The 24,401-nt window shown below is 53.0% G+C and carries 24 protein-coding genes; 4 read left to right on the top strand and 20 right to left on the bottom strand.

Features of this window, described 5'->3' with window-relative positions; all coding sequences use genetic code 11:
* Positions 1-101: 101 nt before the first annotated feature.
* From OGY19_RS17335 to ulaA, 6 genes are read right to left on the bottom strand one after another with little or no spacing between them, the layout of a single operon-like run.
* Entirely contained in the window at positions 102-788 is a 687-nt protein-coding gene (locus tag OGY19_RS17335; RefSeq protein WP_115601096.1) for an L-ribulose-5-phosphate 4-epimerase, read from the bottom strand.
* Positions 788-1,642, bottom strand: a complete 855-nt coding sequence (locus tag OGY19_RS17330; RefSeq protein WP_115601097.1) for an L-ribulose-5-phosphate 3-epimerase — start codon at positions 1,640-1,642, stop codon at positions 788-790. The genes OGY19_RS17335 and OGY19_RS17330 overlap by 1 nt, the downstream gene beginning before the upstream one ends.
* Positions 1,643-1,651: 9 nt before the next feature.
* Positions 1,652-2,302: a 3-keto-L-gulonate-6-phosphate decarboxylase UlaD gene (locus OGY19_RS17325; RefSeq protein ID WP_115601098.1), complete on the bottom strand. Its 651-nt coding sequence runs from the start codon at positions 2,300-2,302 to the stop codon at positions 1,652-1,654.
* A gap of 12 nt (positions 2,303-2,314) precedes the next feature.
* Positions 2,315-2,782 carry a PTS ascorbate transporter subunit IIA gene (gene ulaC, locus OGY19_RS17320; protein ID WP_115601099.1) on the bottom strand — a complete coding sequence of 156 codons (468 nt, stop codon included), beginning with the start codon at positions 2,780-2,782 and terminating at the stop codon, positions 2,315-2,317.
* Positions 2,783-2,791: 9 nt separating this feature from the next.
* Entirely contained in the window at positions 2,792-3,097 is a 306-nt protein-coding gene (gene ulaB / locus OGY19_RS17315) for a PTS ascorbate transporter subunit IIB (protein WP_115601100.1), read from the bottom strand.
* A 15-nt stretch (positions 3,098-3,112) separates the two neighbouring features.
* Complete coding sequence (gene ulaA, locus OGY19_RS17310) at positions 3,113-4,510, bottom strand: PTS ascorbate transporter subunit IIC (RefSeq protein ID WP_040232971.1); 1,398 nt, start codon at positions 4,508-4,510, stop codon at positions 3,113-3,115.
* Between the two features lie 363 nt (positions 4,511-4,873).
* Here ulaA and ulaG point away from each other — a divergent pair, with 363 nt between their 5' ends.
* Positions 4,874-5,938 (top strand): L-ascorbate 6-phosphate lactonase, encoded by a 1,065-nt coding sequence (ulaG, locus tag OGY19_RS17305; RefSeq protein ID WP_115601101.1) that lies wholly within the window; start codon positions 4,874-4,876, stop codon positions 5,936-5,938.
* Positions 5,939-6,044: 106 nt separating this feature from the next.
* Complete coding sequence (gene ulaR / locus OGY19_RS17300; RefSeq protein ID WP_061067103.1) at positions 6,045-6,800, top strand: HTH-type transcriptional regulator UlaR; 756 nt, start codon at positions 6,045-6,047, stop codon at positions 6,798-6,800.
* Here the strand turns inward: ulaR and yjfP are convergent.
* Positions 6,797-7,546, bottom strand: coding sequence for an esterase (yjfP, locus tag OGY19_RS17295; RefSeq protein WP_115601102.1), 750 nt, complete (start codon positions 7,544-7,546; stop codon positions 6,797-6,799). The genes ulaR and yjfP overlap by 4 nt on opposite strands.
* A 181-nt stretch (positions 7,547-7,727) precedes the next feature.
* Between yjfP and bsmA the strand changes: the two genes are divergently transcribed.
* Positions 7,728-8,057 (top strand): biofilm peroxide resistance protein BsmA, encoded by a 330-nt coding sequence (bsmA, locus tag OGY19_RS17290; RefSeq protein ID WP_040232967.1) that lies wholly within the window; start codon positions 7,728-7,730, stop codon positions 8,055-8,057.
* Positions 8,058-8,204: 147 nt separating this feature from the next.
* Entirely contained in the window at positions 8,205-8,480 is a 276-nt protein-coding gene (gene yjfN / locus OGY19_RS17285; protein WP_145993854.1) for a DUF1471 family protease activator YjfN, read from the top strand.
* Positions 8,481-8,565: 85 nt separating this feature from the next.
* Here the strand turns inward: yjfN and OGY19_RS17280 are convergent, their stop codons facing one another.
* The 13 genes from OGY19_RS17280 to amiB form a co-directional block, all read right to left on the bottom strand.
* Positions 8,566-10,188 (bottom strand): isovaleryl-CoA dehydrogenase, encoded by a 1,623-nt coding sequence (locus OGY19_RS17280; protein ID WP_115601103.1) that lies wholly within the window; start codon positions 10,186-10,188, stop codon positions 8,566-8,568.
* Between the two features lie 119 nt (positions 10,189-10,307).
* Complete coding sequence (gene rlmB / locus OGY19_RS17275; protein ID WP_003830482.1) at positions 10,308-11,039, bottom strand: 23S rRNA (guanosine(2251)-2'-O)-methyltransferase RlmB; 732 nt, start codon at positions 11,037-11,039, stop codon at positions 10,308-10,310.
* Positions 11,040-11,109: 70 nt separating this feature from the next.
* Positions 11,110-13,572, bottom strand: a complete 2,463-nt coding sequence (gene rnr / locus OGY19_RS17270) for a ribonuclease R (RefSeq protein ID WP_115601104.1) — start codon at positions 13,570-13,572, stop codon at positions 11,110-11,112.
* Between the two features lie 156 nt (positions 13,573-13,728).
* Entirely contained in the window at positions 13,729-14,154 is a 426-nt protein-coding gene (gene nsrR / locus OGY19_RS17265; protein ID WP_005134424.1) for a nitric oxide-sensing transcriptional repressor NsrR, read from the bottom strand.
* 216 nt (positions 14,155-14,370) lie between these two features.
* Positions 14,371-15,669 (bottom strand): adenylosuccinate synthase, encoded by a 1,299-nt coding sequence (gene purA, locus OGY19_RS17260; protein ID WP_005134423.1) that lies wholly within the window; start codon positions 15,667-15,669, stop codon positions 14,371-14,373.
* Positions 15,670-15,771: 102 nt separating this feature from the next.
* The gene (locus OGY19_RS17255) at positions 15,772-15,969 is read right to left on the bottom strand and encodes a DUF2065 domain-containing protein (RefSeq protein ID WP_005122170.1); all 198 of its coding nucleotides are present in this window, start codon (positions 15,967-15,969) and stop codon (positions 15,772-15,774) included.
* 82 nt (positions 15,970-16,051) lie between these two features.
* On the bottom strand, positions 16,052-17,056 hold the full coding sequence (gene hflC / locus OGY19_RS17250) for a protease modulator HflC (RefSeq protein ID WP_005122169.1): 1,005 nt from the start codon (positions 17,054-17,056) through the stop codon (positions 16,052-16,054).
* A gap of 2 nt (positions 17,057-17,058) precedes the next feature.
* Positions 17,059-18,312 (bottom strand): FtsH protease activity modulator HflK, encoded by a 1,254-nt coding sequence (gene hflK / locus OGY19_RS17245; RefSeq protein WP_048212892.1) that lies wholly within the window; start codon positions 18,310-18,312, stop codon positions 17,059-17,061.
* A gap of 189 nt (positions 18,313-18,501) precedes the next feature.
* On the bottom strand, positions 18,502-19,782 hold the full coding sequence (gene hflX / locus OGY19_RS17240) for a ribosome rescue GTPase HflX (protein ID WP_003025589.1): 1,281 nt from the start codon (positions 19,780-19,782) through the stop codon (positions 18,502-18,504).
* A 74-nt stretch (positions 19,783-19,856) separates the two neighbouring features.
* Positions 19,857-20,165, bottom strand: a complete 309-nt coding sequence (hfq, locus tag OGY19_RS17235; protein WP_003025584.1) for an RNA chaperone Hfq — start codon at positions 20,163-20,165, stop codon at positions 19,857-19,859.
* Positions 20,166-20,249: 84 nt separating this feature from the next.
* Positions 20,250-21,200 (bottom strand): tRNA (adenosine(37)-N6)-dimethylallyltransferase MiaA, encoded by a 951-nt coding sequence (gene miaA, locus OGY19_RS17230; RefSeq protein WP_115601106.1) that lies wholly within the window; start codon positions 21,198-21,200, stop codon positions 20,250-20,252.
* The gene (mutL, locus tag OGY19_RS17225) at positions 21,193-23,061 is read right to left on the bottom strand and encodes a DNA mismatch repair endonuclease MutL (RefSeq protein WP_115601107.1); all 1,869 of its coding nucleotides are present in this window, start codon (positions 23,059-23,061) and stop codon (positions 21,193-21,195) included. Before mutL ends, miaA begins: the two co-directional genes overlap by 8 nt.
* A 9-nt stretch (positions 23,062-23,070) precedes the next feature.
* Positions 23,071-24,396, bottom strand: a complete 1,326-nt coding sequence (gene amiB / locus OGY19_RS17220) for an N-acetylmuramoyl-L-alanine amidase AmiB (RefSeq protein WP_115601108.1) — start codon at positions 24,394-24,396, stop codon at positions 23,071-23,073.
* Positions 24,397-24,401 lie beyond the last annotated feature (5 nt).

The following is a 24,401-nucleotide window of genomic DNA, read 5'->3' as shown; positions in this document are numbered from 1 at the left end:
AGTTTGACTTGCCCCCTTCATTGGGGGCTTTTTTTTGCAAAAAAATCCCGCAGCCAGACCGATCTCATCCCCATGAGGAGTTGGCTTCGGAACGTTTTTTCTTACTTCTGCCCGTAATAGGCGTTTGGGCCGTGCTTACGCATGAAGTGCTTATTCATCAGATAACCGTCAATAGCGCTGAGAGCCGGGTTAATGCCACGCGCAATCCATGCCATTTTTGCCACCTCTTCCATCACAACAGCGTTATGTACTGCGTCGTGAGCATCTTTGCCCCAGGCAAAGGGACCGTGCTGATACACCACAATACCCGGCGTATGCAGTGGTTCTTCGTTGCTCAGCGTTTCAATGATCACCTTGCCGGTATTCAGCTCATACTCGCCCTGCACTTCAGCTTCAGTTAATGCTCGGGTACAAGGGATATCGCCAAAGAAGTAGTCCGCGTGAGTGGTACCCAGTGCCGGGATCGCCAGCCCCGCCTGCGCCCAGGCCGTGGCATGAGTAGAGTGCGTATGCACGACTCCGCCCAGCGACGGATAACGCTGGTAGAGCGCCAGATGGGTGGCGGTATCGGAAGAAGGACGAAAGCCGCCTTCTATCACCTTCCCTGACATATCGACCACGACCATATCATCAACGGTCATGTGCTCGTAGGCGACGCCGCTGGGCTTGATCACCACCCGCCCGCGCTCGCGGTCAATGGCGCTGACGTTGCCCCAGGTAAATGTCACCAGCCCGTAGCGCGGCAGATCCATGTTAGCCTCAAAAACCTGCTGTTTAAGTTTTTGCATTACACCGCCTCCACCAGACCTGCGTTGGCCATACGCGTTTTCACCCAATCGCGCGCCTTCGCAACTTCACGTACCGGGTCATCCGACGTTTCACTCCACATCTCAATCAGGTATGGCCCGCAGTATCCACTCTGTTTGAGCGTCGCAAAACAACGTTCGAAATCAACGACTCCTTCACCAAACGGCACATTTTTGAATACGCCAGGTTTGGTATCCTTCACATGTACCGCGACGATATGGCCTACCCCAGCCTGCAGTTCCATCTGCACGTCGTTATCCCACGCCGACAAATTGCCAATATCGGGATACAGCTGGAACCACGGATTGTTGAGATAGTGGGCGTAACCCAACGCCTTGCTGATCGAATTCATCAGCGGATAATCCATGATTTCCATCGCCAGCGTCACCTGCGCACGGCTCGCCATCTCCACGCTCTCTTTTAGCCCATCGCGAAACCGACGACGCGTTTCGTTATTGGCCTGCTGGTAATAGACGTCGTAACCCGCCAGTTGAATAACGCGAATACCAATATCCTGCGCAAACTGAATGGCTTTACGCATAATTTCCAACCCCTGTTCGCGCACCCGATCATCTTCGCTGCCAAGCGGGAAACGACGATGAGCGCTCAGGCATATGGACGGTACTCGTATCCCTGTCTCGGCGATAGCCGCCACCAGCGCCAGTCGCTGCTCGCGATTCCAGTCAAGACGCGCCAGACGGGCATCGGTTTCATCAACCGACATTTCGACAAAGTCAAAGCCCAGTTCCTTCGCCAGTTGCAAGCGTTCGAGCCAGCACTCCCCGCCGGGGAGTGCTTTTTCATAAATACCGAGCGGGACCTGTTTCGACAACATAGCCGCTCCTTATCCCCACAGCTGGGCGATGGAACGTTTAAACTGACGAGCGGCCTCAACCGGAGAGGCCGCGTCGCGAATGCTGCGACCAGCGATAAAGACGTGAATCGGGATCCCTTTGAACAGCGGCAGATCCTCCAGCGCCAGACCACCAGTAACGGTAACTTTAAAGCCCATATCGGCCAAACGCCTGATCGCACTGATATCCGCCTCTCCCCACGCCACGCCTGCCGCCTGCGCATCACGACTGCGGTGATAGACTACTTGCCCAATACCCGCGTCACACCACTCCTGCGCCTGCTCCCAGGTCCAGTAGCCGGTCAGTTCAATCTGTACGTCACCGTTAAATTCTTTCGCCACCTCCAGCGCACCCTTGGTGGTGTTGATATCGGCACAGCAGATGACAGTAATCCAGTCAGCGTTGGCTTCGAAACACATGCGGGAGAGGATTTTGCCCGCGTCGGCAATTTTAGCGTCCGCCAGCACTATTTTATGCGGGTAAAGCGCCTTCAGATCGCGAACGGCACGAACGCCCTCTGCCACGCAAAGAATCGTACCCACCTCAATGATATCGACCTCTTCGGCAATCAGACGCGTCGTTTCATACGCGGAAAACATTGATTGGTTATCCAGCGCTACCTGCAACATAGGTAATGACATTTTGGTATCCTTTTAAACAGCCGCCGCAGTGGCGTTATCAATTAAATCCAGCACTTCCTGCGTGGTGCGGCAGGCGCGTAAACGGTCGAAATTGGCTTCGTCGTCAAACAGATTCACGATCTGCATAATGCCCACTTCCTGATGCGTGTTGGCGTCAACTGCCGCCATCGTGATCAGAATATCGACCGGGTCGTTATCTTCGTGGTTAAACACCAGCGGCGTTTTCAGCGTCACCAGCGCAAAACCGGTTTTCTTAACCCCTTCCTCGGGACGTCCATGCGGCATCGCCAGGCCTGGCGCAATCACAAAGTACGGGCCAAACTGCTCAACGCCATCAAGGATGGCCTGGTAGTAGCGTGGTTCAACCACATCAGCCTTAACCAGCAGATCCACGCCAAGCTTTACCGCTTCCTGCCAGGTGCTGGCCTCGGCCTGTAAAAGGATGGAATTATTGTTTGCCAGCGAATCACGTAGTTTCATGGTGCGTCCTTACTTCACGTCCTGTGGGAAATGCGCTTGGATCACTTCCAGCAGTTTTGGTCCAAAATCGGCGGGAGACAGCATGTTGCGCACGCCGACAACATATTTATTGCCAGATACGGTAATCTCGCCGGCAATATGGGTAGAGGCGATGATGATATCTGCGCCGCTCAGTTCACTTTTGTATTCCCCCACGGCACAGCTGTTTACCGTATGGTCGATATTTGACTGGGTTAAAAACTGATCCACCTTCATTTTCATGATCATGGAACTGCCCTGCCCATTGCCACATACAGCCAGAATACGTACGGTCATAATCGGAACTCCTTTTTAAGCAGAGTGTTCTGCCAGTTGTTTTTCTGCGTCTTCCTCAGCGCGCAACGTACGCCCTGCGAAAAACATATAAGCCAGTGCAATCAGAATAATGACGGCCATAAACACGATGCCGATGGAGGCGAAACCCTGCATCATCGGCGGCGCCAGAATTGACCAGTCCGCCATGCCCATCCAGGCACTCATACCGGTAAGCTTCACCGCCCAGACGCAGCCAAAGATTTCGATCATCCCCATCACCAGGCAAATCTTGAGCGCCGCGCGCCAGCCGCCAAAGTGGTTAGCAAATACGCCGATAGTGGCGTTCGAGAAGAACATCGGGATAAAGCCTGGGATAATCAGGATGGAGGAGCCGCAGCCCACAAGGATGCCCACCGCAATCAGTTGGCCGATAGTGCCCCACATAAAGCCCCAGACCACCGCGTTAGGAGCAAAGCTATAAATCGCCGCGCAGTCGATGGCCAGCACCGCGCCGGGAATCAAACGTTGAGAGATACCGTTGAACGCTTCTGAAAGTTCAGCAACGAACATACGTACACCCTGGGTGATGATGAAAATAGCGACGGCGAACGAAAAACCAGTCTGCAGGATATAGACTGTCCAGTGGGTTTTACCCGCCATAGCCTGAACCACATCAATACCAAAAGAGAGCAGGATCGCGCCGAAGAAAATGGTCATCACTATCGCGGTAGAAACGATGTTGTCATGGAAGATATTCAGCCAGCCTGGCAGCTTGAGATCTTCCACGCTCTCCTCTTTCTTACCCAGGTAAGGCGCGACTTTGTAGGCAATCCACGAGGCGAACTGCTGCTGGTGACCGATGGAAAAACCGCAACCGTCGGTCACTTCCTGGGTCGGTTTGTACATCATATTGGAGGTAATACCCCAGTAGAGCGACACCAGCACCGCAGTGCAGATGATGGTCGTCCACATGGAATAACCAAAGATGTAGAAAGAGACGGCAATCAGGCCCGCCTGCTGGAACATGATGTGCCCGGTCAGCATGATGGTGCGAATACCGGTTATCCGCCGTAGCAGTACGTAACAAATGTTTAGCGCCAGCGCCAACAGTACCGCGTACCCTACCCAGCTATAGGCATCCCCCATACGTTCGATGGTTGCCATCATGGAAGCATAGGTATCGGAGATCGCGCCATTGATACCGTAAACCTCGGACATCTTCGCCACTACCGGTTTGAACGTGCTGGTGAGAATGCCAGATCCCGCCTGCAGCAGCATAAAACCGATAATCGTTTTGATCGTGCCTTTAATGATAACGCTGACACTTTTACGCAACAGGATATAGCCAAGACAGGTCACAATCCCCAGCAACAGCGGGGCGTTGGTCATAACCTGATTAAAAAAGACGGTAAAGATGTTGTAGAGGATCTCCATAACGATCTCCAGTAGACGAAGTTGCCGGGCTTTCCACACGCCAGGATGTTGTGCACTCACTGTAATTTTCAAAAGTAATCACAACAAGATTAAATTTGATTAAATGTGATGCAGTACGCAAATAATTACCACATTTGAAGAATGGGTAATTATTCAATGCTATGAAAAACATTCAATACCAATTAAATCAATGAATTACAGAAATCGGAATAGCGTAAAATCACCTAAAATCATTACATTACCTTTTCTGTTATCCGCACAAAGCTCAAAAATACCCCATTGCCAATATGAAAAAATAATGTCAGGATTAATCAAAACAAATCACATATTGATTTAATTTGAACAAAAATGAAGGTAAATGCGATGAGTAAAGTAAAAAGCATCACGCGTGAATCATGGATCCTGAGTACATTCCCGGAGTGGGGAAGCTGGCTGAATGAAGAGATCGAACAGGAACAGGTCGCACCAGGCACTTTCGCTATGTGGTGGCTTGGCTGTACCGGAATTTGGCTGAAGTCGGAAGGCGGGACTAACATCTGCGTCGATTTCTGGTGCGGCACGGGTAAACAGAGTCACGGCAACCCGCTGATGAAAACCGGCCACCAAATGCAACGTATGGCTGGGGTAAAAAAACTGCAGCCTAACCTGCGCACCACGCCGTTTGTTCTTGATCCGTTTGCCATTCGACAGATCGATGCGGTACTGGCGACGCACGATCATAACGATCACATCGACGTGAATGTTGCGGCAGCCGTCATGCAGAACTGCGCCGACGACGTGCCGTTTATCGGCCCACAAACCTGCGTGGATCTGTGGATCGGTTGGGGTGTGCCAAAAGAACGCTGCATCGTGGTGAAACCGGGCGACGTGGTTAAAGTAAACGATATTGAGATTCATGCGCTCGACGCGTTTGATCGTACTGCATTAATCACCTTGCCTGCAGATCAAAAAGCAGCAGGCATCCTGCCTGACGGCATGGATGCACGTGCAGTTAACTACCTGTTCAAAACGCCGGGCGGTACGCTGTACCACAGCGGTGATTCGCACTACTCCAACTACTATGCAAAACATGGCAACGAATATCAGATCGACGTCGCGCTCGGCTCCTACGGTGAGAACCCTCGTGGGATTACGGACAAAATGACCAGCGCCGACATGCTGCGTATGGCGGAAGCGCTGAATACAAAAGTCGTGATCCCTTTCCATCATGACATCTGGTCAAACTTTCAGGCCGACCCACAGGAGATCCGCGTCCTGTGGGAGATGAAAAAAGATCGCCTTAAGTATGGCTTTAAGCCATTCATCTGGCAGGTAGGCGGCAAATTCACCTGGCCGCTGGACAAAGATAACTTTGAATATCACTATCCGCGCGGCTTTGATGACTGTTTCACGATTGAGCCGGATTTACCGTTTAAATCCTTCCTGTGATCCACACAAAATGCCGGGCTATCCCGGCATTTTTTCCCTTTTACTTTAGTATTTCCAGGCTATTTCAAATATCATCTTTTCAAATCAATTTGTATCGGAATAGCTCATGACTGAAGCACAAAGACATCAAATATTGCTGGATATGCTGGCGCAGTTGGGCTTTGTTACCGTTGAGAACGTAATTGAGCGTCTGGGGATTTCACCCGCAACGGCGCGTAGGGACATCAACAAACTCGACGAAAGCGGCAAACTCAAGAAAGTCCGCAACGGCGCAGAAGCTATTACCCAGCAGCGTCCACGCTGGACGCCAATGAATTTACACCAGGCGCAGAACCACGATGAAAAAGTCCGTATTGCCAAGGCGGCGTCCCAGCTTGTGAATGCGGGAGAAAGCGTGGTGATCAACTGCGGATCGACCGCTTTCCTGCTGGGTCGTGAAATGTGCGGCAAGCCGGTGCAGATCATCACCAACTATCTGCCGCTGGCAAACTATCTGATCGACCAGGAGCATGACAGCGTGATCATCATGGGCGGGCAATACAACAAAAGCCAATCCATCACGCTTAGCCCGCAAGGCAGTGAAAATAGCCTGTATGCCGGACACTGGATGTTTACCAGCGGTAAAGGATTGACTGCGGACGGACTGTATAAAACCGATATGCTGACCGCGATGGCCGAGCAGAAGATGCTTAACGTGGTGGGCAAACTGGTGGTGCTGGTCGATAGCAGTAAGGTCGGTGAACGTGCGGGAATGCTGTTCAGTCGCGCCGATCAAATCGATACGCTGATTACCGGTAAAAACGCGAACCCTGAGATTCTGCAACAACTTGAAGCTCAGGGCGTGAACATTTTGCGGGTTTAGAGGTGCTGGCGGAAAAATGCTACCGTCGCAGCCAGCGCTTCTGGCGTAATGCGGTGTCGGACACCCGCTTCCCACAGGCAGGTCAGATGGTTATCCAGACCTGCCTGAATTAACGCCTGCTGCAAACGAAAAGTTTCCACAGCCGGAACCACATCGTCCTCCTGTCCATGCCACAGCAGCAACGGTCTGTCGGCCAGGCGTTGCAGTTGATGCGTAACGTCCCATTCGGCGAGCGGTGCAATAACGGCATCGAACTCCACCTGCTGCTCTGGCGTCTGGACATGCAAAGGGGGAAAAAGCGTCTGCGCAAGCCGGGTAAAATAGCCCGACCCCATCAGGCTGGCTACACATTTAACCTCGGGGTGGCGGGCCATAATGCCCAACGCCGTCATTCCTCCCATTGACGCCCCCGCAACGGCAAGTCGTTCATCTGATAGCCAATTTTCCGCCACCAGCGCCGCACGTAACGTCGTAAACTCCTGCATATTTTGCTGCAAAATCTGCCAGAAGCGGTACATTCTCCCCTGTGCATCACTAGTGAAGCGGGCACCATGATCGGCCGCATCTGGCATCACGACCCGGAATCCAGCCTGAGCCAGAGCAACGGCAAAATAGCTGTAGACCAGGCTTGAAGAGGTAAACCCGTGATAGAAGATAATACAAGGGAGTGAACATTCGCGTTTGCCAGCCGGAACGGCGTGCAGGACAGGGATACCCGCCAACTGTCGTGTCTCAATTTCGATCATTTGTCGCCTCTTTCTTTCTGGTATGCCATGCAGCAATACTTAACGCAAGCGAATGTGTTCGGCAATGATTCATAATGTTGAGAACTGGGTTACGCTTTCGCAACATTTTCATTCGAAAATCGCGTGAGAGATAACAATTCGGGAACATTCCCCTAAAGGGAATTTAATAAGGCACTACACTATGGCTATCAGGAAACGAGATAGAGTTATGCGTCGGTTTGCCTCTTTGTTGCTGGTGACGTTTTTAAGCGCCTGTAGCGTGTTACAGGGTACACCACAACCTGCACCGCCCGTAGCCGACCACCCGCAAGAGATCCGCCGTGACCAGAGTAACGGGTTGCAGCGAATAGGGACAGTCAATGCGCTGGTAAGAGGCTCTCCAGATGATGCGCTGGCAGAGATCCGTGCCAAAGCCGTCGCGGCTAAAGCTGATTATTACGTTGTCTTATTAGTTGATGAGACTATCGTGACAGGCCAATGGTATTCACAAGCTATTTTGTATCGTAAATAATATTGGCTTGAAATTTAGTCAGCTTTACATTGCTTTGCGCCCCTATGCGTTTACCTGTGCACAATAAACCAACAGCAGGGAGCTTGAGGTTTATTATCGCGATGGAATGCCCTGCCATGTGTAGGGGTACGAATAATGGAGCTGACGATGAAACAATCACTTGCCTTATCCTCACTGCTGTTTTCTGCCGGACTGGTAGGTACAACGGCGCAGTCTGCCGAGTTCGCCAGTGCTGACTGCGTTACGGGCCTGAACGAAATTGGCCTGATCTCTGTCAGTAACATTGCAGGGAATCCGCAGGATGTAGAACGTGTAATCGCGTTAAAAGCGGATGAACAAGGTGCCTCATGGTATCGGATCATTCAGATGTACGAAGACCAGCAGCCAGATAACTGGCGCGTACAGGCCATACTTTATGCCTAACAGATTGCCGGATGGCGTAAACGTATCCTGCCTGTATTGAACGTAGACAGGATACGACGCGACAGCATCGCCATCTGGCATAGTATTACCGTATTCCTCCCGTCGCCCGCAGCAGCAAATCACCCTGCACCTGTGCAGAAAACTGTGTTACACCACGCGTATCCAGCATCATCTGACACCAGGCTTGCGCGACTGGCGGAGAGGCATAACGCAACATCTGCGCCCCGCAGCCGAGCAGGAACAATTGCTGCGTAATCTCCCGTCCCAACTCCTCGCTGGGTTTACGTAAATGCTGCTGCAGCTTGCGCACCATTCGATCGTAATGCCGATCTTGTCCCTTTACCTCCGCAAAGGCTTCGCTGAGCATATCGTAGATGCCGGGTTGTTTTGTAAGTACCCGCAATACATCAAGGCACATAATGTTGCCGGAGCCTTCCCAGATACTGTTTACCGGCATCTCACGGTACAGGCGCGGTAGCTCGCTCTCCTCGCAGTAGCCAATCCCGCCCAGTACTTCCATCGCCTCGGCAACGAACGGCATGCCATTTTTGCAGATGGCAAATTTCGCTGCGGGTGTGAATAATCTGGCCCACAGCGCTTCTTTCGTATCGGTACGACGATCCCAGGCTCGCGCCAGCCGAAACAGTAGCGCGGTCTGCCCTTCCAGTTGCAACGCCATTCGGCTTAGTACCTGACGCATCATCGGTTGTTCGATCAAAGGTTTACCAAATACCTGCCGCTGATGCGCATGGTAAATCGCCACGGAAAAAGCACGTCGCATCATGCCGTGGCTGCCGAGCGCGCAGTCAAAACGCGTCATCCCGCCCATTTTCAGGATATGGCGGATACCTTCCCCTTCTTCACCCAATAGCCAGCCGATCGCATCGTGGAATTCAACCTCGCAGCTGGCGTTGGAGCGGTTGCCTAACTTATCTTTCAGTCGTTCAAGGCAAATCGCATTCCGGCTCCCATCGGGTAAAAATCGCGGTACAAAAAAACAGGATAAACCGCCCTTTGCCTGGGCCAGCACCAAATGGGCATCGCTTTGCGGTACGGAGAAAAACCACTTATGTCCCACCAGCCGATACGAGCCGTCGACAAGACGTTCTGCCTGAGTGGTATTGCTCAGCACATCTGAGCCACCCTGTTTTTCAGTCATACCCATACCAATCAGTAGCCCGCGCTTTTGCCCTCCGGGCAGTAAATGCGAGTCATAACGGTCGCTTAGCAGCGGCGTCAACCAGTCGTGAAATTGTGCAGGTAACATTTGGAGCAACAGCGGCGTGGCGGCAAACGTCATGGTCACCGGACACAAGGTGCCCGCTTCCACCTGCGCATGCAGCATAAAACGTGCAGCCCGGGCAACAAACGAGCCCTGCCTGGCCTCCTCTTCCCAGGCCAGGTTATGTACGCGGTTGGCGCACAATCCCTGCATCAGCAAATGCCATGCGGGATGAAACCGCACATCATCCAGCCGCTGCCCCTGCGGGTCGTAGCGCAACAGTTCGGGTGGATAAGCGTTAGCTAACCGACCCAATTCGAGCGATTCCGCAGTCCCTAACTGCTGACCAATACTGGCGAGGAGATCGCTGTCCCAAGCTGCGCCTTCGCGATTGACCGCTTCGCACAGTGCGCCATCTGACAGGTATAAGTTGCTGTTATTGAGCGGTACAGGTTGGTTAAAAACGGTATGCGTTTGCCAGTGCATTGTGTCTCCCTCCGTCAATGGCCGTCGCCTTAAGTATGGCCAGTCAGAGAAGAGAGTGCCTGGGATTAAGGTCACAAAAAAGCCATCCCGAAGGATGGCTTAAGAGAAGGAGGAATCAATTACCCGCGTTGACGAACAGCTTCAAACAGGCAAATTCCCGTCGCAACAGAGACGTTAAGCGATGAAACGCTCCCGGCCATTGGGATGCTGATCAGTTCATCACAGTGTTCACGGGTCAGACGGCGCATACCTTCGCCCTCTGCACCCATTACCAGCGCCAGACGTCCGGTCATTTTGCTCTGATACAACGTATGGTCAGCTTCGCCTGCGGTACCAACGATCCAGATGTTCTCTTCCTGCAACATACGCATGGTGCGCGCCAGGTTGGTTACGCGGATCAGCGGTACGCTTTCTGCCGCGCCACAGGCGACTTTTTTCGCCGTCGCATTCAGCTGCGCAGAACGATCCTTCGGTACGATAACCGCATGCACGCCGGCAGCATCGGCGCTACGCAAACATGCGCCCAGGTTATGTGGATCAGTGACGCCATCGAGGATCAAAAAGAACGGCTGATCGAGTGTAGCAATCAGATCCGGCAGATCGTTTTCCTGGTACTGACGGCCCGGTTTCACGCGAGCAATAATTCCCTGATGTACCGCACCCTCGCTTTTCTCATCCAGAAACTGACGGTTAGCCAGTTGAATGACAACACCCTGTGCTTCCAGTGCGTGGATCAGCGGCAGCAGGCGTTTATCTTCACGACCTTTGAGAATAAAGACGTCCTGGAAGCGCTCCGGCGCACGTTCCAGCAGAGCCTGCACCGCATGGATGCCGTAAATCATTTCACTCATGAATATACTCGTTAATAGTTTATGCGTAACGCGGGCAACGCGAGGCTGCCCGACTTACTGTTTGTGGCGGTTATTGTGCGACGTTCTTTTTCGCTGCACGTTTAGCTTTGGTGGCGGCAGCGATTTTAAGCGTTTTTGCCGATGGCTTTTTCGCTTTTTTATCGCCTTTCTTCTCAGCCGCTTTCTTATCCGCCTGAGGTTTGGCTCTGCCTTTCTTCTCGCCGCGGAAAGCGCTGTCCGGCTCGAAATTCACCTTTTTGCCCATCTGACGGCGTTTACCGGTGTTTTTACCCGCATCGCCTTTTTTCGCTTTTTCGCGCGCGGTTTTACCTTCATTGCGCGGCGCACGTTCGCTGGAGATCAAACTGAAGTCGATTTTACGCTCGTCCATATTGACCGCTTCCACGCGAACTTCAACGCGATCGCCCAGGCGATACATTTGACCGCTGGATTCCCCCGTCAGGCGCTGCCCAACCTGGTCGAAACGATAGTAGTCGTTATCCAGGGAGGAGACATGCACCAGACCATCGATAAACAGCTCATCAAGGCGGACAAAGAAGCCAAAACCCGTCACGCTGGCAATCACGCCTTTAAAGACATTACCCACCTGATCCAGCATGAAGTCGCACTTCAGCCAGTCAGAGACATCGCGCGTGGCTTCGTCAGCACGGCGCTCTGCCATCGAACAATGCTGACCCAGTTGCAGCATCTCTTCCATCGAATAATGGTAGCCACCCGTTTCCGTGGTGTTGCCTTTATGGCCCTGCTCCTGCGCCAGCAGATACTTAATCGCCCGGTGCAAGGAGAGATCCGGGTAACGACGAATCGGCGAGGTAAAGTGCGCATAAGATTGCAGCGCCAGACCAAAGTGCCCACGGTTTTCCGGATCGTAAATCGCTTGCTTCATCGAACGCAGCAGCATGGTTTGCAGCATTTCTGCGTCAGGACGGTCAGCAATCGACTCCAGCAGTTCCGCGTAATCACGTGGCTCCGGTTTGTTGCCGCCAGGCAGCTCCAGTCCCAGCTCCGCCAGCACGGAACGGAACGAGTTAATCGCTTCGGTCGTCGGCTTATCGTGAATACGGAACAGTGCGGGTTCTTTGGCTTTCTCAACGAATCGCGCCGCTGAGATGTTCGCCATGATCATGCACTCTTCAATCAGTTTGTGCGCGTCATTACGTTGCGTCTGCTCGATACGCTCAATACGGCGTTCAGCATTGAAGATAAACTTCGCTTCTTCACTTTCAAACGAGATACCACCACGCTCTTCACGCGCTTTATCCAGCACTTTGTAGAGGTTGTGCAGCTCTTCAATGTGTTTAACCAACGGCGCGTACTGCTCACGCAGTTCCTGGTCGCCCTGCAGCATGTGCCAGACCTTGGTGTAAGTCAGACGAGCATGGGAACTCATGACCGCTTCGTAGAATTTAAAGCCAGTTAAACGGCCTTTCGACGAAATGGTCATTTCGCAGACCATACACAACCTGTCCACCTGCGGGTTGAGCGAACACAATCCGTTAGACAGCACTTCCGGCAGCATCGGAACAACCTGCGATGGGAAGTAGACGGATGTGCCGCGGCTGCGGGCTTCCTGGTCCAGCGGAGTCGGCGGGCGAACGTAATAGCTTACGTCAGCAATCGCCACCCATAAACGCCAGCCGCCGCCACGTTTCTTCTCGCAATAAACCGCATCGTCGAAGTCACGCGCATCTTCGCCGTCAATAGTGACCAGAGGGAGATCGCGCAGATCGACACGTCCTATTTTCGCTTCTTCCGGTACTTCTTCTTTCAGTCCGGCGACCTGTTTCTCAACAGCCTGCGGCCAGATGTATGGGATTTCATGAGTACGCAGGGCCATATCAACGGCCATGCTGGTTCCCATATTATCGCCCAGCACTTCAACAATTTTACCCACCGCTTTGGTGCGGCGAGTCGGACGCTGGGTCAGTTCAACGACGACCACAAAGCCCATACGAGCGCCCATCACCTCTTCCGGCGGGATCAGGATATCGAAGCTCAGGCGGCTGTCGTCAGGGACAACAAACCCAACGCCAGCATCGGTAAAGTAGCGACCGACAATTTGGCTGGTTTTTGGCACCAGTACACGCACAATACGCGCTTCGCGACGACCTTTACGGTCCGCGCCCAGCGGCTGTGCCAGTACCTGATCGCCATGAATGCAGGTTTTCATCTGCTCGCTGGACAGGTACAGGTCATCTTTGCGGCCTTCAACGCGCAGAAAGCCGTAGCCATCACGGTGGCCAATAACGGTGCCTTTCAGCAGGTCAAGACGTTCTGGCAGCGCATAGCACTGACGGCGGGTGAAGACCAGTTGCCCGTCACGCTCCATGGCGCGCAGGCGGCGACGCAGCGCTTCTTGCTGCTCTTCACCTTCAATGTTGAGTTCAGCGGCCAGCTCATCGCGGTTGGCCGGTTTTTCACGTTTAGTTAAATGTTCGAGGATAAATTCCCGGCTTGGGATAGGATTCGCGTATTTTTCTGCTTCGCGTTCCTGGAAAGGATCTTGTGACATCGAGGTTCCTCCATTGTCAGCTCTGATGGAATTCCTTCGTCTTTCACGACGCCTCTTTGTTGGCTGCCTTTGCTCACCCTCAGTCACTTACTTTTGTAAGCTCCCGGGAGTCGCTCAGTTGCCGCCGCGATGCGACGCGAAATACTTTGGACTTCATTACTCCACCAGCAATAATTTATAAAGCGGTTGATTTTCTTCAACCAAATCAGCAAGTGTGTAGTTGTCCAGTTCCGTGAGAAAACTTTGCACTGCCTTAGAAAGCGCCTGTTTGAGTCGACAGGCTGGGGTAATGTGGCAAAACTCGCTGCTACAATTGACCAACGATAGCGGTTCCAGCTCGCGAACCACATCACCAATACCAATAGCTTTAGCCGGTTTGCCCAGGCGGATACCGCCATTTTTTCCACGAATAGCAGTAACAAAGCCCGCCCGGCTAAGTTGATTGATTATTTTGACCATATGATTACGGGACACGCCGTAGACTTCTGTCACCTCAGAAATACTGGTCATACGTCCTTCGGGAAGTGACGCCATGTAGATTAGCGCACGTAATCCGTAATCGGTGAAACTTGTTAACTGCACATCAACCTCAGGAAAAGGGATAAAACGGATAAACCTGGTGGTATTAATTATATTGATGATAAACCAGCCACCAGCCAGGTCGCTAATTTATTTCAGTTCAGGAAGGAAAAAAGCGAGGAACTTACGTGATTTTAAGCCGAATGCTGCTGCAAAGCACTCCATCCGGCCTAAGATAGTGCAAGCGCAGCGCCATTCGACGCCACGCTATAACCAGAATTATGCGTCGAACGGGTCGCGCAGGATCATGGTTTCAGTACGGTCTGGGCCAGTTGAGATAATATCAATCGGCACACCGGTCAGTTCTTCAATACGCTTGATGTAGTTCAGTGCTGCCTGCGGCAGACCGCTACGTTCCTTCACGCCGAAGGTAGATTCAGACCAGCCCGGCATGGTTTCGTAAATCGGCTCAATACCTTTCCAGTCGTCAGCTGCCAGCGGAGTCGTCGTGACTTCACGACCATCCGGCATACGGTAAGCGACACAGATTTTCACCTCTTTCAAACCGTCCAGTACGTCCAGTTTGGTCAGGCAGAAGCCAGACAGGGAGTTAATCTGTACTGCACGGCGTACAGCAACGGAGTCCAGCCAACCGGTGCGACGACGACGACCGGTGGTCGCGCCATACTCGTTACCTTGTTTGCACAGGAACTCGCCAACGTCATCAAACAGCTCAGTCGGGAACGGACCCGCACCGACACGTGTAGAGTAAGCTTTGATGATACCCAGAACGTAGTCCACATAACGCGGACCCAGGCCGGAGCCGGTTGCCACGCCACCTGCGGTGGTGTTGGAAGACGTTACGTACGGATAGGTACCGTGGTCAATATCCAGCAGCGTACCCTGCGCACCTTCGAACATGACGAAATCGCCACGCTTACGCGCCTGGTCCAGCAGATCGGAAACATCAACAACCATAGATGTCAGGATGTCGGCAATTGCCATCACGTCATCCAGCACTTTCTGGTAGTCAACTGCTTCAACTTTATAGAAATTCACCAGCTGGAAGTTGTGATATTCCATCACTTCTTTCAGTTTTTCAGCGAAAGTTGCTTTATCAAACAGATCGCCAACGCGCAGACCGCGACGAGCCACTTTATCTTCATAAGCCGGGCCGATACCACGACCGGTGGTGCCGATCGCTTTCTCACCGCGCGCTTTCTCACGAGCGTTATCCAACGCAACATGATAATCAAGGATCAGCGGACACGCTTCAGACAGCAGCAGGCGCTCACGAACCGGGATACCACGATCTTCCAGCCCTTTCATCTCTTTCATCAGCGCGGACGGAGACAGTACAACACCGTTACCGATGATGCTGGTTACATTCTCGCGAAGAATACCTGATGGAATAAGATGGAGGACGGTTTTTTCACCGTTGATTACGAGAGTATGGCCTGCGTTGTGACCGCCCTGGTAGCGCACAACATATTTAGCCCGTTCAGTCAGAAGATCGACGATCTTCCCTTTACCTTCGTCACCCCATTGGGTGCCCAGTACGACGACGTTGTTACCCATTTTTCAAAATCACCGTTTGCTTAAAAATGGATTCTACCACCGCTTTTTCAGATATACAGCACTTTTTGCATCCAAAATCCTGCAAATTAGTCTACTTATTGTTCAGCCAATCGTTTTCCTCAACATGTAGTAGACCACTACGCCCGCAACCACAAGACCTCCACCAAAACGACGTAAAATATTTTCAGGAAGTTGTGCCATCGCCGAGATCATTTTCTTCCAGGCGCGGGGATACAGCATAGGGCCTAGGCCTTCCAGCACCAAAACCAGCGCGAGCGCCAGCAAAATTGTTGAATTCATCCGTCGTCCTTATATAAAAAGAAAACCACCTCATCCCTGGGGATGCCGGTGGTTTTGCTGGTCTAAAACCGCTGGAGCTATTTTAGCGTGTTGCGCTATTCGGCGTCTTCATGTAACGGAAGAAATCGCTGTCCGGGCTCATGACCATCACATCCTGGTTTCCTTCGAAACTCTTCTCGTAAGCGCGCAGGCTACGGATGAAGGCGTAGAAGTCAGGATCCTGGCTGAACGCATCGGCAAACAATTTAGCGGCTTCTGCATCACCTTCACCGCGCATGATGCGGCCCTGGCGCTCAGATTCTGCCAGCGTTTTAGTGACTTCATAGTCCGCTGTTGCACGCAGTTTTTCCGCTTCTTCCTGACCTTGTGAACGATGGCGACGCGCTACCGCTTCACGCTCAGCGCGCATACGGTTGTAAATAGCCTCGGATACTTCAGCTGGCAGGTTGATTTGCTTGATACGCACATCGACCACTTCGATACCCAGTGCCGCCATACTGTTCGGGTTGATGACCGGAACTTTACCGTTCGTTTCTGCCTGCACACGTTCAGCCGCTTCGGCTATCGCGCTATCCGCCGCCGGCGTCGCGACTTCATCTTCCGTGCCAGCAGAACCGGAGTTCAGCGCGTCACGGACTTCCAGGGTCAGACGACCGCGGGAATCGGTAACGATGTCTTTCACGTCCAGACGACCAATTTCAGAACGCAGACGGTCAGAGAACTTACGTTTCAACAGCACTTCTGCCTGAGATACATCGCCACCGCCCGTTGCCAGGTAGTAGCGGCTAAAGTCACTGATACGCCACTTGATGTAGGAGTCAACAATCAGGTCTTTCTTCTCTTTGGTAACAAAGCGATCGGCCTGGTTGTCCATGGTCTGAATACGCGCATCCAGCATCTTCACGGATTCAATAAACGGAATCTTGAAGTGCAGGCCTGGTGCAACGACCAGCGGCTTGTTGTCATCGTCACGCAGAACTTTACCAAAGCGCAGTGTAATACCGCGCTCGCCTTCTTTGACCACAAAGACAGACATGAACAGAACTACCAGAACGATGATGATAATCGCAATAACTGACTTACGCATCGTTATTCCCCCTGACGCTGGTAGTCGTTACGCTGCGCGTTCGCGCGGCGTTGGTCCATAATATCGCCCTGACTGGTGGACGAGGTGTTGCTTGCCCCAGTGCTGGAAGACGTTACCGGTGGCAGACGCAGAAGATTTGAACTGCTGTCGCTCTTCGCTGCTGGCGCATTACCACCTTTCAGCATCTGATCCAACGGCAGAACCATCAGATTGCTGCCCTTATCGTTAACCAGTACTTTACGGGTATGGCTCAGCACTTTTTCCATGGTTTCGATATACAGACGCTCGCGAGTAATCTGCGGTGCGGCTTTATATTCCGGCAGAATTTTTGCGAAACGAGCCACTTCACCCTGTGCTTCCAGGATGGTCTGGGTCTTATACGCACGCGCTTCTTCCAGAATACGCTGCGCCTGACCGTTTGCACGTGGCTGAACTTCGTTGGTATACGCTTCTGCTTCACGGATGTACTGCTGCTCGTTTTCACGCGCTGCGATAGCATCATCAAACGCCGCTTTTACCTCTTCCGGTGGACGTGCAGCCTGGAAGTTGACGTCCAGCAGGGTGATACCCATGTTGTATGGACGAATGGTTTCTTCCAGTTCACGCTGGGTATCGCTACGAATAACGGTACGCCCTTCAGTCAGGATACGATCCATGGTGTATTTACCGATGACCCCACGCAGGGCGCTGTCGGTTGCCTGACGCAGACTGTCATCCGCGCTGGTTACGCTAAACAGGTAACGCTGCGGATCGGTCACACGGTACTGCACGTTCATTTCAACGCGCACGACGTTTTCGTCTGATGTCAGCATCACGCCGGATGCGGCGAGTTCACGCACAGCTTCCACGTTGACCGGGGTCACTTCGTCGATAAAGGTCGGTTTCCAGTTCAGACCCGGCTCAACCAGATGGCTGAATTTACCGAAGCGTGTCACCACGCCACGTTCCGCTTCTTTAATGGTGTAGAAACCGCTGGCCGCCCAGATAATGACGATAGCTGCCGCTGCAATAGTAAAGACTCGGCCGCCCAGTTGCGGACGCGGGCCTTGTGATGAACTACCACCACCAGAACCCGTACCTTTACCGCCACCCAAACCACCGAGTTTTTTACTCAGTTTGCGGAAGATATCATCCAGATCGGGAGGTCCCTGATCGCGACCACCTTTGTTTCCATTTCCCTCTGGGTTGCCGCCAGGTTTGCTGCTTCCCCAGGGGTCGCGGTCTTGTCCGTTATTACCGGGCTGATTCCACGCCATGTTTGTGCTCCATATTTGTTATGCGATGCTATACCTGCGTTTTTTGCGCTGCAGATGCGTTGGCTACATCTTTCAACCCCAGTCACATAGTTGACTATGCACCTGGAGATTTCAGGACTTGCCGCCTTTCTGCCGCATAAAATCCACGAGGAATAGAGGCGAAAAAATCTTCAGGCCATATCCGTCAGGTCAGACAACATAGTCTTCCAGTGCCGGTTCTTGTTTACAGAGGCGACGCCAGTCTACGATCGGCATACGAACCTGCAGACCTACGCTGCCGTCCTCCTCCATCCACTCTTTCTCTATTGCCTGAAGTTGGTAAAACCGGCTTCTCAGTCGCCCTTCCTGCGGCGGCAAACGCAACGTATGTTGCGCAACCTCACCGGAAAGTCGCTCTGTCAAAGCCTGAAAAAGCTGTGGTATACCTATTCCCGTTTGCGCGGAAACCCAAACGCGAATCGGTTTATTCTCTTCATCTCTGTCGATACGCGGTTCAAAATCATCCAGCATATCGATTTTATTCATCACCAACAGAGTCGGGATCTCATGCGCATCGATCTCTTCGAGCACCGTGTCGACGGCCTCGATGTTTTCCTGTACACGAAAATCTGCTGCATCAATGACGTGCAGCAGCAATGTCGCCTGACGAGTTTCCTGCAGGGTGGCTTTAAACGCCGCCACCAGGTCGTGCGGTAAATGACGGATAAACCCTACGGTATCCGCCAGCACGGTTTCACCGACGTCCGCTACGTCTATTCGGCGCAGCGTCGGGTCCAGGGTCGCAAACAACTGATCCGCTGCGTAGACCCGGGCTTCGGTTATCTGGTTGAACAGGGTGGATTTTCCGGCGTTGGTATATCCCACCAGTGATACGGTTGGGACATCCGCTTTCTTGCGCGACTGCCGCCCCTGCTCACGTTGCTTTTCAACTTTTTCCAGGCGCGACTGTATTTGCAAAATGCGATTACGCAGCAAACGACGGTCGGTTTCGAGCTGGGTTTCACCCGGACCACGCAAACCAATCCCGCCCTTTTGCCTTTCAAGGTGAGTCCAGCCACGGACCAGGCGTGTAGCCATATGGCGCAACTGCGCCAGCTCAACCTGCAACTTACCCTCATGGGTGCGCGCACGCTGGGCAAAAATATCTAAAATAAGACCAGTCCTGTCGATAACAAGACACTGGCACAACTGTTCCAGGTTACGTTCCTGGGCAGGGCTTAGAGCATGATCAAAAATCACCACCGCAGCGCCAGTCGCTTTTACGGCTTCGGCAATTTCGATTGCCTTACCTTCACCAACAAAATACTTCGGGTGCGGTGCTTTACGGCTCCCGGTAATCACCTGCATTGCTTCGACACCGGCGGAAGAAACCAGAGATTCAAACTCCTGGAGGTCTTCCATATCTTTGTCTTGCGAAAAATAGATGTGTACCAGTACCGCCTGCTCACCGGCATCATAACGGTCAAACAAGCGTCAACCCCTTAATATATATCAACGGGGAACGCAGGATCGCTGGCTCCCCGTGTGTAAAACAGCTAACAACCTTATTCGGTTTCTTCGCTGTCCTGTTGCGCAGATGAACCTTGCGCGTTGCTACCGTGATGGTAGTTGCTGCCAGTGCCGCCGGTGGCATTATTGCTGTGATGAGAAACCGGGCGAGACGGGACAACAGTAGAAATCGCGTGCTTATAAACCATCTGGCTGACCGTGTTTTTCAACAGGATCACGAACTGATCAAAAGACTCGATTTGACCTTGCAGCTTAATACCATTCACCAAATAAATAGAAACTGGAACACGTTCCCGACGCAGTGCGTTCAGGAACGGATCTTGTAAAGATTGCCCCTTAGCCATTCTCTCTTTTCCTTATATGCTTATTTGTACTTTGAACCTTTCGATTCTGAAAAATTGCGCACGATACGTTTCAATTGTACACATTCAGTTCGCGATAGCACCAACAACCTGTAATACTTCGTTTCGCGCCTGGTCAGGCTTTTCACTGTCAAGCCAGTGCACCCCTTCCCAACCACGCAACCAGGTTATCTGCCGCTTCGCTAACTGCCTCGTGGCGCAAACACCTCTATAAACCATTTCATCGTATGAAATTTCGCCTTCAATGTATGACCACATCTGGCGATACCCGACACAACGAATGGAAGGCAAATCCGTATGCAAATCTCCTCGGGCAAAAAGCGCCCGGACTTCTGCTTCAAAACCTGAAGCTAACATCTGATGAAAACGCTGCTCAATTCGCTGATGGAGCAATTCACGGCTCGCCGGAGCGATCGCAAACTGGTGCACCTTATACGGCAAAGCATCTCCTGACGTTTGCGTCAGCTCCGTTAAAGTTTTACCCGAAATGAAAAAAACTTCCAGTGCCCGGGAAAGTCTTTGCGGATCATTTGGATGAATACGCGCCGCAGCCACCGGATCGATGTCCTGAAGCTGTCGGTGTAACGCGTCCCAACCCTGCTCTGCCGCCTGCTGCTCAATTCTGGCCCTGACTTCCGGGTCCGCCGACGGTAACGGCGACAGCCCTTCAAGCAAGGCTTTGAAATATAACATTGTGCCGCCCACCAGCAACGGGATACGCCCCGCGGCGGTGATGTCGGCCATCTCAGCTAACGCATCGCGACGAAAATCCGCAGCAGAATACGCTTGCGCCGGATCGCGAATATCCAGCAATCGGTGTGGTGCGGCCTTCAATTCATCAGCATCAGGCTTCGCGGTGCCGATATCCATCCCCTTGTAAATAAGGGCGGAATCAACGCTTATCAACTCTACGGGCAAAACTTTACGCAATTCAATTGCTAATGCTGTTTTACCGGAGGCAGTTGGCCCCATCAAAAAAATCGCCTTTGGCAGGCTCGCCTTACAGGTATCACTCATGTTTCAGGGCGTTCATTACCGAATGTAAATCAACAGGTTGTAACAGACCACCCGGCGGTGCCTTCACGAGTTGTGGGCATAGCCGCTCAACATCCGCCAACAGCGTAATCGCCTGGGCCATGCTCCACTGCGGATGCTCGCTCATCAGGTTACGTGCAATCCACTGCGCAATGTTACCCGCTTCGAATACGGTTTGCTGCGCCAGGTAGCCTATCAGTTCAGGAATCAAGATTTGTAAATTTTGTTGGCGTAAGGGTAAAGGCACCGCCCGGATGGTCACATGCTGCGCATCCAGCTGAAATTCAATCCCCAAATCGGCCAGTTGGCTCTGCCCTTTTTGCAACGCTGCTTTTTCATCAGCGGTGACTTTTAGACGTAACGGGATCAGCAATGGCTGAGCGCAAACAGGGGTCTGGCCGGGCGTAAGCTGCGCCTGCCGCAACCACCGTTCCGCAACAGGTAACGCCAGCAGCCGAATCTGGCTATCGCTTTCCAGTAATGCACAGTCGGTCCCTACGATAGTCAGCACCCTTCCAAACCCTTGACTGTTACCGGTAAGAGGTGCTGCCGGCGTTTCAGCGACCGGTGGTTTGTGCATTGGAGCCGGTGTCTGCAGCAGGCGCTGATAAATTTCGCCCTGCTGCTTTTGATATCCAGGCTGGGCATGCGGCCAGCTCGCCACCTGACGGCCTGCGCCACTACTGCCGCTTCCAGCGCCAGTGGAAGCAGAGTAACGCGGTGTCGCTGGTTCGCGCGCGGGAGTCGGTTCGGCAAAATGGTTACGTCCGGCGGCGACACGGTTTTCCGGGATGTGCCTTGGGGCAGGCTCATTGTCGTCAGCCAACGGCAGCGATGTTTCAAGCTGCTGTTGCAGGACGCTCAACACGCCCTGGTAAATAAAATCGTGCACCAGGCGGGATTGATGAAAACGGACCTCATGTTTGGCAGGATGTACGTTAACATCCACCTGATGCGGGTCGATTTCCAGATACAGCACAAAAGCGGGTTGTTGATCGGCTCCCAGCTTATCTTCACAGGCCTGGCGGATAGCATGGTTGATCAGCCGATCTCGCATCATCCGACCATTCACATAACAGTACTGGATTTCTGCCAGTGCCGCCGTTGTGTGGTTAGGATCGGCCACCCAGCCACGCAGCGTCAAATCACCATGCTGCCATTCAATCGCCAACGCATGCTCCAGAAACGGCGTACCGCAAATCGCGCCCAGTCGACGCTCTTTCTGTCCGTCTGCAGCCACAGCGCGGTACTGGCGCACCATTTTGCCGTTATGTGACAAATTAATCGTCACATCAAAACGTGCCAGCGCAATGCGGCGAATAATCTCATCAATATGATTAAATTCGGTTTTTTCGGTGCGCATAAACTTGCGCCGTGCCGGGGTGTTGTAGAACAAATCTAACACCTCCAGCGTAGTCCCCACCGGATGTGCGGCAGGTTTAACCGTCACATCCATGTCGCGCCCTTCGGCATAGGCTTGCCAGGCTTCAGGCTGCTCTTGCGTGCGCGACGTCAGGGTTAAACGAGAGACTGAGCTAATGCTGGCTAACGCTTCGCCGCGAAATCCGAGGCTCACGATGGCCTCGAGATCGTCAAGCGAGGCAATTTTACTGGTGGCGTGACGCGCCAGCGCCAGCGCCAGCTCGTCTTTTTTAATCCCGCAGCCGTTGTCACGAATACGGATAAGCTTCGCACCACCGCGCTCGATATCAATATCAATGCGCGTCGCACCGGCATCAATGCTGTTTTCCACCAGCTCTTTCACCACTGACGCAGGCCGTTCTACCACCTCGCCTGCGGCAATCTGGTTCGCCAGCTGTGGCGGTAGAACCTGAATCGGCATGGCTAATCCTTAATTTGTTAACGTGTTACCAGGCGATACAGCACTGGCGGTTTGCGCCTGTGCGCCCTGCGGCCCAGTTTGCATTGGGTGCGCCTGGAAATAGTTACGCAATCCTTTGTAAATCGCCTCGGCCAGCTGCTGCTGATAATCATCACTCGCCAACAGACGCTCTTCGCTGTTGTTACTGATAAAGCCGGTCTCAACCAGCACTGACGGGATATCCGGCGAGCGTAATACCCCCAGGCTGGCGTGTTCAGGACGACGCTTATGCATCGAGCCAATACGTTCTAACTGACCGATCATGCTGGTCGCCACATCATACCCGACACGTTGCGAATGGCCGAACTGCAGGTCCAGCACGGCCTGGCTGAGATAAGGATCGGACTGGCTGTTTGCCAGCACATCGCCCGCGCCGCCCAACAGCTCTGATTGCTTCTCGTGCTGTTCCAGCCAGCCGGCCATCTCACTGTTCGCCCGACGGTTTGACAGAACCCAGACGGAAGCGCCGGTGGCATCCCGGTTTGGCGCGGCATCCGCATGAATAGAGACCAGGAAATTGGCGTTTTGTTTACGCGCGACGTCTGAACGCCCCATCACCGAGATAAAGTAATCGCCATCACGGGTGAGTACCCCTTTAAACATCGGGTCATCATTGAGCAAGCTGCGCAGTTTGCGCGCCACGGCAATCGTGACGTTTTTCTCACGCGTGCCGCCAGGGCCAATCGCCCCCGGATCCTGCCCGCCGTGTCCGGCATCAATGGCAATAACCACTTTATCGCCGTTACCGGTGCTGGCGCGCGCCGCAGGTCGTGTGGAGGTATTACTGTTAGTAACGATCGTCGTGCGATCATTTTCCGCTTTAAACGGGTTACGCGCAGGCTCGGCAGGACGAGGGGCGACAACCGGCGCTTCAACACGCTTCGCAACCACTGGCGGTGGCGGCGGTGGCGCATCCGCTTTGATGGTAAACACAACGGTATAATTGCCACCGTTCTGGCGTTTAACGGCTTCGGCTTTGCCGTTCTCGGTTAAATCCACCACCAGGCGCAGAGACTGCGCATCTTTTGGCGTGCCGGAACGGATAGATTTCACCAGATTATTGCCGCTAAACTGCAGCGGTAATCCCTGAATGACACCGGTTTGTTTAATATCCAACGAGACGGTGCGTTTCCCGTCCTGAGTCACGGCGTATTCAGGATCGCCAATAAAGCTCAGCGTAATCCGCGCCTGTTGATCGCCATTGGAAACCTGAAGATCGGAGAGGCTGGCGGCCCCTGCCTGCGCGCACAGCAGGACCAGGGTTGCCATCAGCCAGTTTCTGATGCGATAAATCATCCCGC

It is taken from the genome of Citrobacter sp. Cy070 (assembly GCF_030332245.1).
In the GTDB taxonomy this organism is placed as follows: Bacteria; Pseudomonadota; Gammaproteobacteria; order Enterobacterales; family Enterobacteriaceae; genus Citrobacter; species Citrobacter youngae.
This window is presented reverse-complemented; position numbering and strand designations above follow the sequence as displayed.

Bases quoted from the DNA above. Each gene is read 5' to 3' on its own strand.
- OGY19_RS17335 (WP_115601096.1), bottom strand. From the start codon at position 788: ATGCAAAAACTTAAACAGCAGGTTTTTGAGGCTAACATGGATCTGCCG.
- OGY19_RS17330 (WP_115601097.1), bottom strand. From the start codon at position 1,642: ATGTTGTCGAAACAGGTCCCGCTCGGTATTTATGAAAAAGCACTCCCC.
- OGY19_RS17325 (WP_115601098.1), bottom strand. From the start codon at position 2,302: ATGTCATTACCTATGTTGCAGGTAGCGCTGGATAACCAATCAATGTTT.
- ulaC (WP_115601099.1), bottom strand. From the start codon at position 2,782: ATGAAACTACGTGATTCGCTGGCAAACAATAATTCCATCCTTTTACAG.
- ulaB (WP_115601100.1), bottom strand. From the start codon at position 3,097: ATGACCGTACGTATTCTGGCTGTATGTGGCAATGGGCAGGGCAGTTCC.
- ulaA (WP_040232971.1), bottom strand. From the start codon at position 4,510: ATGGAGATCCTCTACAACATCTTTACCGTCTTTTTTAATCAGGTTATG.
- ulaG (WP_115601101.1), top strand. From the start codon at position 4,874: ATGAGTAAAGTAAAAAGCATCACGCGTGAATCATGGATCCTGAGTACA.
- ulaR (WP_061067103.1), top strand. From the start codon at position 6,045: ATGACTGAAGCACAAAGACATCAAATATTGCTGGATATGCTGGCGCAG.
- yjfP (WP_115601102.1), bottom strand. From the start codon at position 7,546: ATGATCGAAATTGAGACACGACAGTTGGCGGGTATCCCTGTCCTGCAC.
- bsmA (WP_040232967.1), top strand. From the start codon at position 7,728: ATGGCTATCAGGAAACGAGATAGAGTTATGCGTCGGTTTGCCTCTTTG.
- yjfN (WP_145993854.1), top strand. From the start codon at position 8,205: ATGAAACAATCACTTGCCTTATCCTCACTGCTGTTTTCTGCCGGACTG.
- OGY19_RS17280 (WP_115601103.1), bottom strand. From the start codon at position 10,188: ATGCACTGGCAAACGCATACCGTTTTTAACCAACCTGTACCGCTCAAT.
- rlmB (WP_003830482.1), bottom strand. From the start codon at position 11,039: ATGAGTGAAATGATTTACGGCATCCATGCGGTGCAGGCTCTGCTGGAA.
- rnr (WP_115601104.1), bottom strand. From the start codon at position 13,572: ATGTCACAAGATCCTTTCCAGGAACGCGAAGCAGAAAAATACGCGAAT.
- purA (WP_005134423.1), bottom strand. From the start codon at position 15,669: ATGGGTAACAACGTCGTCGTACTGGGCACCCAATGGGGTGACGAAGGT.
- OGY19_RS17255 (WP_005122170.1), bottom strand. From the start codon at position 15,969: ATGAATTCAACAATTTTGCTGGCGCTCGCGCTGGTTTTGGTGCTGGAA.
- hflC (WP_005122169.1), bottom strand. From the start codon at position 17,056: ATGCGTAAGTCAGTTATTGCGATTATCATCATCGTTCTGGTAGTTCTG.
- hflK (WP_048212892.1), bottom strand. From the start codon at position 18,312: ATGGCGTGGAATCAGCCCGGTAATAACGGACAAGACCGCGACCCCTGG.
- hfq (WP_003025584.1), bottom strand. From the start codon at position 20,165: ATGGCTAAGGGGCAATCTTTACAAGATCCGTTCCTGAACGCACTGCGT.
- miaA (WP_115601106.1), bottom strand. From the start codon at position 21,200: ATGAGTGATACCTGTAAGGCGAGCCTGCCAAAGGCGATTTTTTTGATG.
- mutL (WP_115601107.1), bottom strand. From the start codon at position 23,061: ATGCCGATTCAGGTTCTACCGCCACAGCTGGCGAACCAGATTGCCGCA.
- amiB (WP_115601108.1), bottom strand. From the start codon at position 24,396: ATGATTTATCGCATCAGAAACTGGCTGATGGCAACCCTGGTCCTGCTG.